This window comes from Collimonas sp. NPDC087041 (assembly GCF_044745265.1).
GTDB lineage: Bacteria > Pseudomonadota > Gammaproteobacteria > Burkholderiales > Burkholderiaceae_D > Collimonas.
Window position 1 is genome coordinate 477,841 of sequence record NZ_JBIUZX010000002.1, and the last position, 17,097, is coordinate 494,937.

The 17,097-nt window shown below is 59.2% G+C and carries 12 protein-coding genes; 5 read left to right on the top strand and 7 right to left on the bottom strand.

Translation table 11 applies throughout. From position 1 onward, the window contains the following. Positions 1-17 precede the first annotated feature (17 nt). From ACIPF8_RS05385 to ACIPF8_RS05405, 5 genes are all read right to left on the bottom strand, one after another. Positions 18-1,319 carry an alkaline phosphatase family protein gene (locus tag ACIPF8_RS05385; protein ID WP_400417924.1) on the bottom strand — a complete coding sequence of 434 codons (1,302 nt, stop codon included), beginning with the start codon at positions 1,317-1,319 and terminating at the stop codon, positions 18-20. A gap of 390 nt (positions 1,320-1,709) precedes the next feature. Next, on the bottom strand, positions 1,710-2,852 hold the full coding sequence (locus tag ACIPF8_RS05390; protein WP_400417926.1) for a BMP family ABC transporter substrate-binding protein: 1,143 nt from the start codon (positions 2,850-2,852) through the stop codon (positions 1,710-1,712). A gap of 73 nt (positions 2,853-2,925) precedes the next feature. Next, the gene (locus tag ACIPF8_RS05395; RefSeq protein WP_400417929.1) at positions 2,926-3,846 is read right to left on the bottom strand and encodes an ABC transporter permease; all 921 of its coding nucleotides are present in this window, start codon (positions 3,844-3,846) and stop codon (positions 2,926-2,928) included. 9 nt (positions 3,847-3,855) lie between these two features. Beyond that, positions 3,856-4,944 carry an ABC transporter permease gene (locus ACIPF8_RS05400; RefSeq protein WP_400417932.1) on the bottom strand — a complete coding sequence of 363 codons (1,089 nt, stop codon included), beginning with the start codon at positions 4,942-4,944 and terminating at the stop codon, positions 3,856-3,858. After that, entirely contained in the window at positions 4,937-6,475 is a 1,539-nt protein-coding gene (locus ACIPF8_RS05405) for an ABC transporter ATP-binding protein (RefSeq protein ID WP_400417935.1), read from the bottom strand. Before ACIPF8_RS05405 ends, ACIPF8_RS05400 begins: the two co-directional genes overlap by 8 nt. Before the next feature lie 350 nt (positions 6,476-6,825). Here ACIPF8_RS05405 and ACIPF8_RS05410 point away from each other — a divergent pair, with 350 nt between their 5' ends. From ACIPF8_RS05410 to ACIPF8_RS05430, 5 genes are all read left to right on the top strand, one after another. Next, a complete protein-coding gene (locus ACIPF8_RS05410; protein WP_400417938.1) occupies positions 6,826-7,554 on the top strand; it encodes a GntR family transcriptional regulator in 729 nt (242 codons plus the stop codon). A 498-nt stretch (positions 7,555-8,052) separates the two neighbouring features. After that, positions 8,053-10,314: a TonB-dependent receptor gene (locus ACIPF8_RS05415; protein ID WP_400417940.1), complete on the top strand. Its 2,262-nt coding sequence runs from the start codon at positions 8,053-8,055 to the stop codon at positions 10,312-10,314. A gap of 99 nt (positions 10,315-10,413) precedes the next feature. Next, entirely contained in the window at positions 10,414-11,367 is a 954-nt protein-coding gene (locus ACIPF8_RS05420) for an alpha/beta fold hydrolase (protein WP_400417943.1), read from the top strand. A 73-nt stretch (positions 11,368-11,440) separates the two neighbouring features. Further along, positions 11,441-12,595 (top strand): nucleoside hydrolase, encoded by a 1,155-nt coding sequence (locus ACIPF8_RS05425; protein ID WP_400417946.1) that lies wholly within the window; start codon positions 11,441-11,443, stop codon positions 12,593-12,595. Between the two features lie 5 nt (positions 12,596-12,600). After that, positions 12,601-13,587: a nucleoside hydrolase gene (locus ACIPF8_RS05430; protein ID WP_400417949.1), complete on the top strand. Its 987-nt coding sequence runs from the start codon at positions 12,601-12,603 to the stop codon at positions 13,585-13,587. A 27-nt stretch (positions 13,588-13,614) separates the two neighbouring features. Here ACIPF8_RS05430 and ACIPF8_RS05435 read toward each other — a convergent pair whose 3' ends face one another. Next, positions 13,615-14,646, bottom strand: coding sequence for a WD40/YVTN/BNR-like repeat-containing protein (locus tag ACIPF8_RS05435; protein ID WP_400417952.1), 1,032 nt, complete (start codon positions 14,644-14,646; stop codon positions 13,615-13,617). Positions 14,647-14,654: 8 nt separating this feature from the next. Beyond that, a complete protein-coding gene (locus ACIPF8_RS05440) occupies positions 14,655-17,072 on the bottom strand; it encodes an RND family transporter (RefSeq protein ID WP_400417955.1) in 2,418 nt (805 codons plus the stop codon). Between the last annotated feature and the right edge of the window lie 25 nt (positions 17,073-17,097).

Consider the following 17,097-nt stretch of genomic DNA (forward strand, 5'->3'; position numbering starts at 1 on the left):
TTAGCTCAACAAGCCCATCATCGCATCAACAAGGAGGGATTTGATGATATGGCGGCACTAAAATTTGCACGCGCCAAATATGATTGCGGAACATCATTAACGACGACGGTGTAATTCAAATCGACGACGCCATCTTGAACATTTTTTAAATCGTTATCAACATACTCGCTCACTTGATCCGTCAACGTCGCCAGCAATTTACCATCGCGATAGATCGTCAATGGTTTTCCTTGCGCACTGGTATTGCGCCATTTTAATGTTGCGCTACGTGCTGTGTTATTGATTTGCACCGCTAACAGCCGCACACCGAGTTCCCCGATCAGGCTTACTCCGTCAATCGGGTAATCGAGCAGATTCGGTTTGACGCCCAGATGGGCCAAGACAGTTGGAACGATATCGGCTTGCGTTGCGTTCCCATACAAACCACCAAAATTCATGTTATCCGGATCGCTAATCGGCGCGCTCAACTGTGCATTAGCCGGCTTGTTGATGGCAATGAAAGTGGTCTTTTCACTCAAGGTTTGATTGCCATGACTATGCCCATCTGCTGCGGCTCGACCGTGGTCAGGTGTCACAATAATCAGCCAGTCTTCATCAGGATACGCAACTTGACGTTGCCGCAGCGCGGCCAGCAATTGCCCAACCTGCGTATCCACTCCCTGGATTGCGGCTTGGTATGCGTCGCCAAAACCTTGGGCATGACCGGTGAGATCCGGCTCGTCAAAATGGGCAAAGACAAATGAAAAAACTTCAAAGCGCAGCGCACTGCTGGCCTTTTCAGCGACGCATTGATCAATGTCACTGCATTTTTCAACCCTATCGATATAGGCAAGCTCAATATCGCGTGCGAAGTTATCGTTGATGGTATTCCAGCTAATGATGCTGGCGGTGCGACGTGATGGCGTCGCTTCTTTGATCAGCCTGAATATGCTTTTGGTCTGATTGCGCTGCCTGCTGTCATTGCCAGTGACGCGATGCCGGTTGCTCCAGGCGCCGGTCAGAATTGTGCTCCAGCCAGGTCCACTATAGGTGGATTGCTGAGTCACAGTTCCGACAACACCGCCAATATAGGATTTGGCGATAGTGAATTGCGCGAGGTTAGGAGCACGGCCCGCAGCAATCGCCTCTTGCAGCTTTTCGTACTGCATGCCATCGACACCGATCACCAATGCCTTGCGCTGACTGTAATCAATCGCCGTCTGCGACTGCTCCTTTTGCACTACCGTTGACTCAGCATCGCAAACCGCAAAGGCCGTCGCGGCCAATCCTACAAAAACCAATTTCCTCAAGTCCCAATACTTATTGATTGCTGCAAGCATCTTTTTCTCCAGGTCAAAACGAGTTTTAACAAGAAAAATACCAAACAAAACATGTCTTTTTTACAACGACCTGAAGTATCAGAAATAAATATGTCATTGGCATGACGATTCAATGACAAGAACAAGACAAGAATTTGCTCAGGCGTTCGTTCTCCTGGAGCCAGGTCGCCTGGAATGCGTGTGGGGGCAAAAAATTAAGGAAAGTCTGGTGGAGGCAGTTAGCGACCAGCTCGCAAGAATCGCGGAAATCACTACTGATTGATTGGCTAGAGAAGAATGCATCGCGCATGAAGGGTGAAGAATTTTCCGCGCCAGGAATTGCTCCTGGCATTCTTCACCCTGTCGAACAGTGCGATCGCCCAAGCCCGATAAACAGGCCCAGGGGAAAAATTAACCCGGTACCTTACCCTCGACGCCCTGCACATAGAACTTGATGCCATGCAGGAAATCGTCGGTGGCCACCGCATCCTTGGCAACCGCTTCCTTGCCGGTGTTGTCGATGATCGGTCCCTTCCAGATCGGCGCGCTGCCGTCGATGATGCCTTTCTTGCGTTCAGCTACCAACGCCTTGACGTCATCCGGCAAGGCCGCGTTGAAGGCGCCGAGATCGATACCGTCATCTTTCAGGCCGAGCCAGCTGGTGCCGGTTTTCCAGGTTCCGTCCAACACTTCGCCAACGCGCTTGGTGTAGTAGGTGCCCCAGTTGATCATCGATGCCGCCAGATGCGCTTTCGGGCCGAAGCTGCTCATGTCGCTATCCCAGCCGAATGCGTACACGCCCTTTTCCTGCGCGGTCTGCACGACTGCGGCGGAGTCGGTGTTTTGCATCAGCACATCGACACCCTGGCCGATCAGCGTGGTTGCCGCTTCACGTTCCTTGCCCGGATCGAACCATTTGTTGACCCAGACTACACGCGTGGTGGCTTTCGGATTGACCGAGCGGGCGCCGAGCGTGAACGAATCGATATTCCGGATCACTTCAGGAATCGGCACTGAAGCGACCACACCGAGCTTGCCCGTTTTGCTCATCTTGCCGGCCACGACGCCAGCCAGGTAGGCGCCTTCATAGGTACGGACGTCATACTGCGCCAGGTTGTCGGCGGTCTTGAAGCCGGTCGCATGTTCGAACTTCACGTCCGGGAATTCCTTGGCCACTTTCAGCATCGCTTCCATGTAGCCGAAAGTGGTGCCGAAGATCAGCTTGTTGCCATCTGTCGCCAGCTGGCGGATCACACGCTCTGCATCGGCGGCGGATTCGGGGACGTTCTCCACGAAAGTGGTCTTGACCTTGTCGCCGTACTTCTGTTCGACCGCCTTGCGGCCCTGGTCATGGGCAAAGGTCCAGCCGGCGTCGCCGACCGGTCCGATGTAGACGAAAGCGACTTTCAGCGGTTCAGCCTTGGCCGGTGCTGCAGCCGACGCGGCGGCAGAAGCCGGGGCCGCCGCCGGCTCGTCCTTCTTGCCGCAGCCGATGAGCGTTGCGGCGGCCAGCGTTGCCAGCATGGCCAATGATGTCCTGCGCGATATCTTCATTATCTATCTCCCTCTGTGTGATGGTTGGTCGACGTGCTATCTGGTTTGCTTGTGTATTACTTCATCAAATTATTCAACTTGCATTCGGCTTGAATGGCTTGCCCAACGACGCCGGCATGTTCAAGCGTATCCAGTCCGGATTACGCGAAATCAGCACCAGCACCACGATGGTTGCCACGTAGGGCAGCATCGACAGGATCTGCGACGGCACGGTGACGCCAATGCCCTGCAGGTAGAACTGCAGGATCGTGACGCCGCCGAACAGCAAGGCCCCCAGCAGCACACGCAATGGCCGCCAGGTAGCGAATGCCGTCAGTGCCAAGGCAATCCAGCCGCGGCCCGAGACCAGGCCTTCGACCCACATCGGCGTATACACCAGCGACAGATAGGCGCCGGCCAGGCCACAGCAGGCGCCGCCGAACAGCAGCGCGGCAAAGCGGATCCAGCGCACCGGATAACCAAGTGCATGCGCCGATTCCGGCGATTCGCCAACCGCGCGCAGGATCAGGCCGGCGCGGGTACGGTAGATGAACCAGGCAATCGCCGCACACAACAGCAGCGACAGATAACTCATCCAGTGCTGCTGGAACAGCGCCGGGCCGACGAACGGCAGGTCTTTGAGAAGCGGGATCGACAAAGTTTGCGAAGGCAACGCCAAACCTACAAAGCGCTGGCCGATGAAGGCCGATAAACCGGCGCCAAAAATCGACAGCGCCAGGCCCGTGGCAACCTGGTTGGTGGCCAGCACCAGCGCCAGCCAGGAGAACAGCGAGGCCATCAGCATGCCGCTGAGGGCGCCGGCAATGAAGCCGAGCATCGGGCTATGGGTGGTGTAGCCGACCGCGAAGCCGGCAATCGCCGCGACCAGCATCATGCCTTCAGCGCCAAGATTCAGCACACCGGCACGCTCATTGATCAGCAAGCCGAGCGCTGCCAGCAGCAACGGCGTTCCGGCATTGATCGAGGCAGCGATAAGAGAAGCGAATTGTTCCATGTGCGTTCCTTAAACCTTGGCTTTCCAGCGCAGGCGATAATCAATCAGCGTATCGCTGGCCAGCAGCAGAAACAGCAGCATGCCCTGGAACACGCCGGTGATTGCCGACGGCAGGCCGAGCCGCGATTGCGCCAACTCGCCGCCCAGGTATAGCAGCGACATCACCAACCCGCCCAGCACCGCACCGACCGGATGCAGGCGGCCAATGAAGGCGACGATGATGGCGGCGAAACCGTAACCGGGCGACACCGACGGCAACAGCTGGCCGATCGGCCCGGCGATTTCAAACGCCCCGGCCAGGCCGGCAAAGCTGCCCGAGATCAGCAGCGATATCCACAACGCGCTGCGGCTGGAGAATCCCGCGTAACGCGCCGCGTGCGGTGCGGTACCGCCGACGATCAGCGAGAATCCACGGAAGCTGCGCGTCATGAATACCGTCATCACGATTGCCAGGACCAGCGTGACGGCGAAGCCGATGTGCAGGCGCGTGCCGCTGATCAGCTCCGGCAGCATGAATTCGCTGGAGAACACTTTCGATTGCGGAAAGTTCATGCCGTTGGGGTCCTTCAACGGACCGTTGACCGCATACATCAACAGTAATTGCGCGACATAGGTCAGCATCAGCGACACCAGGATTTCGTTGGCGTTGAAACGATCGCGCAATACCGCGGTGATGCTGGCCCAGAATGCGCCACCGAGGATCCCGGCGACAATCATCAGCAACAGGCCGAGACCACCCGGGATCGCATGGCCCGGCACATCGATCGCCACCAGCGTAGCGCCGGCAAACAAGGCGCCAACCGTGAATTGACCTTCGGCGCCGATGTTCCAGATATTGGCGCGGAAGCACACCGCCAGGCCCAGCGCACACAATATCAGCGGCACCGATTTCAGCAGCAGCTCACTGATGGCGCGCTTGCCGTTGAACGGATCGATCAGGAACACTTTCAGGCCGGCCAGCGGGTCCTTGCCCAGCGCCATGAACAACAGAGCGCCCAGCAACATCGTCAGCACTACCGCAATCACCGGCGAAAGATACGTCATGGAGCGCGACGGCGTGCCGCGCAGTTCCAGTTTCCACGGCCACGGATTACGCATGCGTCGCCTCCTGGCCATCCTGCCACAAGCCGCTCATCCACAAGCCGACCTGCTCGCGGGTCGCCTGCTCAATCGGTATCGACGGCGACAGACGCCCCTTCGCAATCACGTGCAGCCGGTCGCACAGCGCGAACAGTTCGTCGAGTTCTTCGGATATCACCAACACGGCACAACCTTCCTGTTTCAATGCGAGAATTTCGGCATGAATCTGCGCCGCCGCGCCGACATCAACACCCCAGGTCGGCTGGGCGACGATGAACACGCTCGGCTTGCGTTCCAGTTCACGGCCGACGATGAATTTCTGCAGGTTGCCGCCGGACAGACTCTTGGCCAATGCCTCGGGGCCGCTGGCCTTGACCTTGAAGCGCTCGATGATGGCGGCGGCAGCATTGCGGGTGTAGGAAAAATCGATCATGCCGCGTTTCACGTAGGGCGTCTTCTGGTGCGACAGCAGCATGTTGGCCGACAGCGACAAGGTCGGCACCGCACCGCGTCCCAGCCGCTCTTCCGGCACCAGCCCGAGGCCGAGCGCACGGCGCGGATTCGGCGCCAGATTACCGGCGGCGCGGCCGACCAGCATCAGCATGTTCGGTGCGGCGCGCTGATCTTCACCGGACAGCGCAGCCAGCAATTCCTGTTGGCCGTTGCCAGAGACTCCGGCAATACCGACGATCTCACCGGCGCGTACTTCGCATTCAATATCGTGCAGTTCGGTGGCAAACAGATGCGCCTTCGGCAGGCTCAGGCGGTTGACATGCAACTTGCGCTCGCTGCGATGCGAATCGGGATTGCGTTCGCGCTGCAGGCGCACCAGCTCATCGCCGATCATCATGCGCGACAGGCCGGCGCTGGTTTCATTGCGCGGATCGCAGGTGCCGGTGACTTTGCCGTTACGCATCACGGTAGCGCTGTGGCACAAGGCCCGGATTTCATCGAGCTTGTGGCTGATATAGAGGATGCTGCACCCCTCGTCAGCCAGCTTGCGCAAGGTGACGAACAATTTATCGACCGCCTGCGGCGTCAGCACCGAGGTTGGCTCATCAAGGATCAGTAATTGCGGATTGGTCAGCAACGCCCGCACGATCTCGACGCGCTGGCGTTCGCCGACCGACAGTGTGTGCACGTGGCGGTGTGGCTCCAGCTCCAGGCCGTACTTCTCCCCGGTCTCGCGGATCTGCGCAACCAGCTCCGGCATGCTGACATCGGAAGCCAGGCCGAGCGCGATATTTTCCGCGACGGTGAGCGTGTCGAACAATGAAAAATGTTGGAACACCATCGCAATGCCAAGCTTGCGGGCGACATGGGGGTTGGCGATATGCACCTGCTCGCCATTCCAGAAGATGTCGCCGGCATCGGGTTTCACCGTGCCGAAGATGATTTTCATCAGGGTCGATTTGCCGGCGCCGTTCTCGCCGAGGACAGCATGGATTTCGCCGGGGACAACGCGCAGATTGATATCGTCATTGGCCAGCACGCCAGGATAGGCTTTGCGGATATGGGCGATTTCCAGACGCGGTATGGTTGAAGTCACTTTCTTTTGCCTGTAACAGTGTAAGACCGTTGCAAAATGATTCCAGCGTTGCGCTTGCCCGCCGTGCCGGATTACAGCGACGGCGGCCACATACCAAAGGCAAGCAACATGCTACATCAATTTCGTTGTTCAACGCCGACTAAAACACCCTATTCAGCCGGCTGAAAGACTGTGACAAAAGCAAACCGCATGCCAGCGCCGAATCGCGTGGTCCTGGCGTCTGCCGGGTATCTGGCACACGTCAGGTACGCATCTGGTACACATCTGGTACGTTTTGTGCCTGTGTCTGGCGGCAGCGATTTGCGGTAGCATGACCGCAGGCTTGCAATCCAAAACAGAAATGGGAATCCATGAGCAAAAAGTCTGGTGACACGGTTGCCGCGCCGGCCAAGGCCATCGTCAAACGCGGCAGCGGCGTTGTCGATCAAAAGATCTACGACTCGGTGCTGAAGGCAGTGATGAGCCAGCGTCTGCGGCCGGGAACCAAGCTGACTGAAGCCAGCCTGTGCGAGTTGTTCGCGGTCAGCCGGACCATCGTGCGCAAGGCGATTCAGCGGCTGGCGCACGATCACATCCTGGAGTTGCGACCCAACCGTGGCGCCATCATCGCCCAGCCGACGCCGCAGGAAACGCGCGAAATTTTTGCCGCGCGCCGCGCCATCGAAGCCGCCATCGTGCCGCTGGCGGTGGAGCATGCGACGCGTGCGCAAGTCAGCCGCTTGCGCCAGATCGTGAAAGAAGAGCATGCATCCTTTCATAGCGGCGATCACGCCAAATGGATACGCCTCGGCGGCGAGTTCCACATCCTGTTGTCCGAGAGCGCCGGCAATCCGGTGCTCACCCGATTCCTGCGCGAACTGGTGTCGCGCTGCTCACTGATCATCGCCTTGTACCAGGCTCCCAACAAGACCGCCTGCCCGAACGACGAACACGAAGAACTGATTAACGCCATCGCAAACGGCGACGCAAAACAAGCGGTGCGCATGATGAACCAGCACCTGATCGACATCGAACGCGCCTTGCTGCTGAGCGATGACGAACACGAAGTCAACCTGGCCGACATCCTCGACATCGCCTGAACGCCAACGGCATTGCGCCCATCGGCAGTGCATCGGCAGCACCGTCTCAAGGCGCTTCAAAGTGTATACAAGTTCTAAAAAAATGTCGCGATTTCGATATATTGCGACGCACTAATCCGGGCCAAACTGCAACAACCAATCCCTAATTTGGCGCGCCCCTCCCCATTAAATGGCGTTATTCCTCGCTGACGAGCGAGATCCGGTAATGGTCGAAAATTGCCGTCCTTGCATCGTCGCGTTGCAGCGATCATAGGCTTTCATATGTATACAATATATTTTCGATAAAAATATCTACACGATTTTTTCACCCCTTCCTGCCTGGAAAATTTCTGGCACGGTCTTTGCGTTGATGAGTCCGATCCGATCGATGATGAATCGACTGTTCGTCATCCGATCCCCCTACATGCAGTTCGCCATTGCTACTGCATTGCGCAGCACGGTCGGTACAAGAAAAAAAGCAAGTTCGGTTTATCAATGTGGATAACAGAGGGATGAAAAATGGGAAAAAAAGCGAGGGCTCGCGCCCACATGCGCTGTGCGCATAAAGTGGTGCTGACATTGGGGGCAGCACTGCCATTCGGGGCGGTACTGGCGCAGACAGCGCCGGTGCCTGCAACGCCGGCGGCGAGTGCAGCGCCAGCGGCGGACACCACACAAGGCAACCTGCAGCTGGAAACCATGACGGTGACAGCGCAGCGCAAGGTCGAGAAAATCAAGGACGTGCCGATCTCTGTGACGCTGCTGAAAGGCGAGACGCTGGACGTATTGAACTCCGGCGGCGCCGACATCCGGGTATTAGCCGCCAAGGTGCCGAGCCTGAATATCGAATCGTCGAACGGCCGCACTTTCCCACGTTTCTACATCCGCGGCTACGGCAACACTGACTTCTCAACTTTCGCTTCACAACCGGTATCGCTGGTATTCGATGACGTGGTGCAGGAAAACGCTGCGCTCAAAGGTTTCCCGATGTTCGACATGGCGGGGGTTGAGGTGCTGCGCGGCCCGCAAGGCACGCTGTTCGGCCGCAACACACCGGCTGGCGTGGTCAAGTTTGATTCGGCCAAACCGAGTCTGGACGGCGTTTCCGGTTACTACAGCGTCTCCGATGGCACCCACAATACCGCCAACGTTGAAGCTGCAGTCAACGTGCCGCTGAGCGATCAGTGGGCGATGCGCTTTTCGACACTGGTCGAGCACCGCGACGACTGGGTTTCCAATAACGGCGGCGGCACGCCCTATCTGAACGGCTACGACGAACGCGCCGGCCGCCTGCAATTCCTGTACAAGCCGGATGGCACCTTCAACGCGTTGTTCAATATCCACGCGCGCGCCACCACCGGCACATCGCAATTGTTCCGCGCAAATATCCTGCAACCGGGTACGAACGGTTTTGTTGCCGGTTTCGACCCGTCGCAGACCACCTTCAACGGCTTGAATTCGCAATCCCTGCATACCGCCGGCGGCAGCGCCCGCCTGAGCTGGAATCTGGAAAACGTAAAACTGTACTCGATCACCGGCTATGAAACCATCTCCAGTTATTTCAGCCGTGGCGATATCGACGGCGGTACGCCGACCGGTCCGGGCTTCATTCCGTTCCAGGTGCAAACTGGCGGAGGCGTCGGCGACGACAAGCAGTTCTCACAGGAATTCCGGGTCGAATCAAAGAACGACGGACCGCTCAACTGGCAGACCGGCCTGTACTACTTCAATGAAGACGTAACAGGCAACAGCGCCAATTTCGACAGCACCACGCAACAGCAGACCAGCTATCTGCAAAACCGTCAGAAAAATACTGCGTACGCAGTCTTCGGTTCGCTGACCTATGACGTCAACGACCGCTTCAAGCTGCGCGGCGGCTTGCGCTACACGCAAGACAAGAAGGATTTCTCGACCGAAGTCGCCGACAACGTAACCTTCTCCGGCCCCGGCTCGATCAGCGAGAGCAAGTCGAACGTCAGCTGGGACCTCAGCGCCAATTACGCACTGACCAACGACATCACCACCTACGCACGAGTCGCCACTGGCTTCCGCGCGCCGAGTATTGCTGCGCCGTCGTCGTCCGTGCCGATCACGGTGGCCAACGCCGAGACCATCACCTCGTATGAAACCGGGATCAAGGCCGACCTGTTCAATCGCCGCGCCCGCGCCAACTTCAGCATCTACAGCTACGACGTCAAGAATCAACAGCTGACGGCGGTCGGCGGTGCTTCCAACTCGATCACGCTGGTGAATGCGGCGAAGACAGTGGGACGTGGCGCCGAACTGGACCTGGAAGCGAACCTGACCGAACGCTTGCGCATGACTTTCGGCGGCAGCTACAACTACACGCAGATTCGTGATCCGAACCTGCTGGTGGCCGGCTGCGCAACCTGCACCATGCTCAATACCCAAGTGCGGCCTGGCCTGTACTCGATTGACGGCAACCCGTTGCCGCAAGCGCCGAAGTGGATTGCCAACGTCACCGCACGTTATGGCATCCCGCTGGGCAACAACAACGAAGTATATTTTTATACCGATTGGTCATATCGCAGCAAGATCAACTTCTTCCTGTACAACTCGACCGAGTTCACCGGCAAACCGTTGCTCGAAGGCGGCCTGCGCATGGGCTACAAATGGGATGGCGACAAGTATGAAATCGCAGCTTTCGCACGCAACATCACCAACAAGGTGGTGGCGGTGGGCGGCATCGACTTCAACAACCTGACCGCGTTCATCAACGACCCGCGCATGTTCGGCGTGCAGTTCCGGTCGAACTTCTGATCTGCCTGGCAGTTACATCGCCTGCTTGAACCGACGACGGCATAAATTCTGTCGTCTGGTTCAACGCGCACAACGATCCAGTGAACACTTGGAGGAGGCATGCACAACAACCGTACGAAGAACGCCCGCGCTTTTCAATCAGGACCAGCCTGGCGACGGATCGCGGCAGGCTTATGCTGCATCGTCGCGATTGGCATTACCGCACTCATGCCAGCTGCGGCAGCCGATTTACCGGAGCAAAAGACCGCTACTTTGTTTGGCGCCACGATTCGCTACTACGACATCGGCAGCGGTCCGGTTCTGGTGCTGGTGCACGGCCTGGGCAGCAGCGCCAAGGGTGATTGGGGAAAGGTCATGCTGCCGCTGGCGCAGAACCATCGGGTGCTGGCGCTCGACCAATTAGGATTCGGCAATTCAGACAAACCGCAGATCGATTTCGGCATCCAGACCTGGGTTGATTTCCTCGGCGAATTCCTGCGCCAGCAACAGGTTTCGGATTTCACGCTGATCGGCGAATCGCTGGGCGGCTGGATTTCCACACAATATACGATACAGGCCTTGAATGGTGTCGCAGCCGGGCCGACGCTGGCCTTGCCAAAGCCGTCCCGGCTGGTGCTGTCCGACTCCGCCGGACTGTATGCGACGATGAAACGCCAATTCGCAACGCCGCCGGGCAAGAGTGTCGTCGGCGCATCGCTGGCAGGCGAAAAGCAATTGCTGGCCAGCGTGTTCCATGCGCCGTCCTATCACACCGACCAGGCCTTGCGTGACGGCCTTGCCTGGAGCCTGGCCAAGGGAGATGCATGGGCAATCCGCTCAGTCCGCAATCCGGCGCTGCTCAGCGAAACTGTGGACAAGCAGTTGAACGCCATCACCATTCCGACACTGGTGATCTGGGGCCAGCACGATGCCTTGCTGCCGCTCAGCGACGGCCGTTATTTCGCTTCCAGGATTGCCGGCGCCAAGCTGGAGGTCATTGCCGACAGCGGCCATGCACCGATGATCGAAACGCCCGACGCATTCCTGACGGCGTTGCTGCCATTTTTACGATAACCTGCATGCCGGCCACGAACACATCGACGGCTGCGGCGGGTAAGTTTTTATTCTTTTTCTTTGAAAGTAGCTTATGAAATCGACACCATTGCGTCGCCGGCTGTTATCGGCGGTATTCATGTTGGGTCTGACAGTATCCGCAACATTGCCGCTGCAGGCGCACGCCGAGGGCAAGCGCAAGGTGATCATCGACGACGACATCGGCGGCCCGCGCGCGGCGCAACTGATGGCGCTGCAGTCGCCGGATGTTGAAGTATTGGGCTTGAGCATCGTCAGCGGCTCGACCTGGCGCGACGAAAATATCGCGCATGCATTGCGCACACTGGAGCTGGTCGGCCGCAGCGACATCCCGGTAGTGCCAGGTTCGGCTTTTCCGTTGTTGAACACCGAGGAAACAACCCGTCGCTGGGAAGCCTTGTACGGCAAGCTGGTCTATAAAGGCGCCTGGATGGATGGCAAATGGCCGGACGGTACGATCCAGAGCCAGCCGAACTACCACGCCCACGATGTGGTGCCGCCGCTGCCGGAAGGTATGCCGCACACCAAGCCGGCCAATGAAATCGCCGCCAATTTCATGATCCGCAAGGTGCATGAATTTCCTGGCCAGGTGACTATCCTGGCAACCGGACCAATGACCAACGTGGCTTTGGCCATCAGCCTCGACCCGAGCTTTGCGGCGACCGCCAAGGAAATCGTCTACATGGGCGGCAGCCTGAATCCGCACCAGGTGCTGCCATCGAAATCGGCAGAACAGTTTGCGCGCGAATACATCAACACGCCGCGCCTGGAATTCAACTTCCGCTGGGACCCGGAAGCCGCCAAGATCGTGCTGCGCGCGCCATGGAAGCATATCGTGATGGTGCCGGCCGATCCGTCGACGGCGACCGAGCTGAGCGCCAAACTGCTGAACGACATGACCAAATCGAATACGCAAATGGCGCAGGTAGTGAAAAAGGTCACCGAAACCGGCTTTCCAATGTGGGATGAACTGGCCACCGCCGTCTGGCTGGATCCGAGCCTGATCAGCAAATCCGACCAGCTGTATGTCAGCATCGACACCGACTTCGGCGCCGGCTATGGCAACACCTTGTCCTGGCCTGCCGCCTACGCGCCACCCGGCCTGATCGCCAGCCCGACCACCGTGGTGCGCGAGGTGAACGTGCCGGCGTTCGAAAAACTGATGATCAAATTGATGAACCTGCCAACGCCGGCGCTGCCTGCCAAATGATAGCGATGCATCGAATACGCGGCCTTGGCTGGACCGGCAAGGCGTTGGCAAGCGCGCTGTTGGGCTGCCTGCTGGCCTTGTCCGCAGCGCACCCGGCGTACGCCGCCGAGCGCGAGAAAGTGATCGTCGACACCGACATCGGCGACGACATCGACGATGCCTTCGCTCTCGGCCTGCTGCTGCAAAGCCGCGAATTCGATATCCTCGGCATCAGCGCTGCCTGGGGCGACACCGGCTTGCGCGTGCAAATGCTGCAACGCCTGCTGCATGAAACCGGACACAGCGAGATTCCGCTGGCGCAAGGCATCGCCACCACCAGCATGACACCCTTCACGCAAGCGCGCTGGGCGCAGCGCGGCAGCATGCCTGATCCGAAGCCGATGGCTTCAGTAGATTTCCTGTTGCAGCAGATTCGCCAACATCCGGGCCAGATCACCTTGATCGCGCTCGGCCCACTGACCAATCTCGGCGCCGCGATAGAGCGCGATCCGGCAACCTTCCGCAAACTGAAGCGGGTGCTGCTGATGGGCGGTTCCGTCAGGGCCGGTTATCGTAAATCGGAGTATGCGGCCGCGCGGCCAGCGGACAAGGAATACAACATCGTGGCCGACATTCCAGCTGCGCAAAAATTGTTTTCTTCCGGCGTGCCGATCGTCATGATGCCGCTCGATTCGACCCAGATCAAACTCGATGACATCGAGCGCAGCGCCTTGTTCGGCCACGGCTCGGCGCTGACCGATGCATTGACGCTGCTGTACCACCAGTGGGCCGACAGTTACCAGCCCTGGTCAAGCAGCACACCGACACTATTCGATGCGGTGCCGGTCGCCTACGCAATCGATCCAAAGGTTTGTCCGACGACGCCGTTGCGCGTCGTCGTCAGCGATGACGGCTATACCCGGGAAACTGCCGGAGCCGCGAATGCTGAGGTTTGCCTGGCACTCAACAAAACACGGTTCCTCGATTTGTTCATGCAGCGCCTGCTGCAATAACACGGCCAACACCGCACTCGGCGTCCGTCATTGCGGCGCCGCTGCCGGCAGCGGCGGCAATACCCCACCCAATGAAAACAGCGCCAGCGGAGTCGTCCCTGCACCGGGCGTTTTGACCAGTGCCGTGATCGGTGCATCGCCGGCGCCCTGCACGGCGGAGAAATGGCGACCACCGTCACTGCTGTGCAGCAAGGTACCGCCCATGCCGCCAACCACCAGTTCCCGCTCCGACAAGTTGCCGGCGTCGGTCAGCGATTGCGTAGTGCCGGAGGCGATCGCTTGCCAGCTCTTGCCATCATCGGCGCTGCGGATGATATGGCCGCGCATGCCGACCATGATCACCGTACTGACGCCATTCTCGGAAAATGCCGTGGCGCTCCACAACGAGCCTTTTTCGCCGGTATCGATCACGTCCCAATGCTTGCCGCCATCTTCCGAGCGGAATACCGTGCCAGCTTCGGCCGTGATCAGCAGCGTGCCGTTGCGTGTGGCGAGAATCCGGTACAGGTGGCGGTCGGCAGCATCGCCATCGGTCAGTTTCACCTCACTCCATGTGTTGCCGCCGTCCGAGGTGCGCAACGCCATGCCAAACAGGCCAACCGCCAAGCCATTGTTGGCATCGGCAAACCAGATCGACAATATCGGCTGTTCCTGGCCGTACTGCTGGCGCAGCAGCTGCCAGTTGTCGCCGCCATCGACGGTTTTCAGGACAACGCCATCATGGCCTGCAGCCCAGCCGTTCTGGCGGTCGATGAAGAACACCGTGGTCAGCATGGTGCGGGTAGGTACGTTACGCGCCTGCCGATAGTTCTTGCCATCGTCGGATAACAGGATCACGCCGTGGTCGCCGACTGCGACGATGCGCCCGCTGGCGCCCTCGCCGGTCACGGTCGCCGCCAGCAGTGCCGTCGCGCTTGCTTGTGGACGCAACTGCGCGGGGCGGTCGGTGGGCCAGCCGGAAGCAGCAGCACCAGCAGTACCGCTCCAAACCAGCAACACGGCCATCATCATGGACAACGATGCACGCTGCACAGAAAAAATAATCGGCAATCGCAACATGACTTTCCTCAATGAGCGGCGTAAGTGGGCATGCGCGGCAATCCGGCGCGACGCGGGAACACGGTTTCCAGTACCACGGCAAACGCCGGCAGCAAGGTTACCGCCATCACCATGTTGACCAGGAACATGAAGGTCAGCAGCTTGCCCATGTCGGCCTGGAACTGCAGCGGTGAGAACGACCAGGTAGCGACGCCGATCGACAGCGTCAACGCGGTGAACACGGTCGCCACGCCGGTTTCGTGCAAGCTGCGTTCAACTGCCTCGCTGATGCCGATGCCGGCCCCCAGATGCAATTGCAGGCGGTTATAGATATAGAAGGCGTAATCGACACCAATGCCGGTGGCCAGCACCATCACCGGCAGCGTCGCCACGGTGAGGCCGATATTCAGGTCCTTCATGAACCAGTAACCGAGCCAGGTAGCAACCGTCAGCGGCAGGCAGCAAGCCAGCATCGCCCGCCAGTCGCGGTAGGCCAGCAGCACCAGCAACAGGATGGCGGCATACACATACAGCATCATCGGCAGTTCGCTGCGTTCCAGCACTTCATTGGTGGCGGCCTGGACGCCGGCATTGCCGCTGGCCAGGCGGATATTCACGCCTGCCAGTTGATTCTCGCGACGGAACTGTTCCACTGCCGCCACCACGCCTTTGATGGTGGTGGCCTTGTGATCGCCGAGATACAGGTTGACGCCCTGGGCGCGGCAATCCGACGACGAAAAGCCATGCAGCTGGTTATTGGCGCTGCCGAACTGCGAACCGAGGCCGCGCGCGTCGCGGGTGATGGTGGCCATCTTCGGGTTGCCTTCGTTGAGGCCGGCGTTGACGCCCTTGAGCACATCGGCCACCGAACGCACCGACAGCACACCCGGCACGCTGCTCATCTGTTGCGCGAAATCGTCCATGAAGAGCTGGGCGTCAGGGCGGGCGCAGGCATCCAGCTTGGCGCTCGGCGCCACTTCGAACACCACCGTCAGCCAATCCAGCCCGACATCGAAACGCGCGGTGATATCGGCGGCATCGCGATTGAAGCGAGCTTCCGGACGCAATTCGGCGGCGCCGGCCTGCAAGCTGCCGACATGGCGCCCCTGGCTCTGCCACACCGCCACACCGAACAACAGCGCGCCAAGCGCCACCACAATCCAGGCATTGCGCGGCCGCGCCACCAGCGCCAGGCCGCTGAGCCAGCGGTTATGCTGTTCGCGGCGGCCTATCGCGCGTTGTGCATATTGTTGCGAGAAATTGAAATACGAGGCGGCCAGCGGCAACATCACCAGGTTGGTGACAATCTTGTAGCCGACACCGATCGAAGCGGCGATCGCCAGCTCGCGGATCATCGGAATCGGAATCAGGGTCAGCGTGATGAAGCTGATGAAGGCGGTCACCAGCGCCAGCGTACCCGGTATCAACAGGCCGGTGAAACTGTGGCGCGCCGCCAGTTCGGTGCTCTTGCCATCGGCGATTTCGCGCACGATGAAATTGATCTGCTGCACGCCATGCGAGACGCCGATCGCAAACACCAGGAACGGCACCAGGATCGCCAGCGGATCGAGACCGAAGCCCAGCAGCCGCAATGTGCCGAACTGCCAGACCAGCGAACTGAGCGAGCACACCAGAGGCAGCAAGGTCAGGCGCAGCGAGCGGCAATACCAGTAGACCGCGGCCGCGGTCAGCAGCAAGGCGATGCCGAAGAACTCCATGACCCGACTGGCTTCTTCGCCGATATCGCCGATGGCCTTGGCGAAGCCGATGATCTGGATCTCGACATCGGCATTTTCAAACTGCTTGCGCACCTTGTCTTCCAGCAGCTGGTTGAAGACGCGGTAATCGAGCGGCTGCCCGGTTTGCGGATCGCTGTCCTGCAATTCCGCCAGCACCATGGCGCTGGTCTGGTCGCGCGAGACCAGGTTGCCGAGATAGCCGCCGGCGGCCACGCGGCCGCGGATGTCGGCGATCACCTGCGGGTTGAGCTTGTCCGGGATGATGTCGCCGCCGGTAATCGGCAACGCCTTGAATCCATCCTCGGTGATTTCGGTGAAGAACACATTTGGCGTCCACAACGACATGACACTGCTGCGATCGACGCCTTGCAGATAATTCACCGCCTCGGTCACACCCAGCAACTGGCGCAGCACCGGTGGATTCCAGATGTCGCCGTGGCGGGCATGCACCACCACGATCAGGCGGTTGGCGCCGAACAGTGCTTCCCGATACTGGTTGAAGGTCTTGATGTATTCGTGCTGCTGCGGCAAGGTTTTTTCAAATCCTGCCGACATGCGCAAGCCCAGCGCCAGCACGCCCATGCAGACTGTAAACACGGCAAAGGTCAGCAGCACCGCCAGGCGCCGCCTGAACAATATCGCTTCCAGCGCAGCCACCAGCCGTGTCAGCCGCCCTTCCCTGGCGCGATGTTGAGTTGTACCGCTCATGCCTGAATCCAATCAATGATCTTGG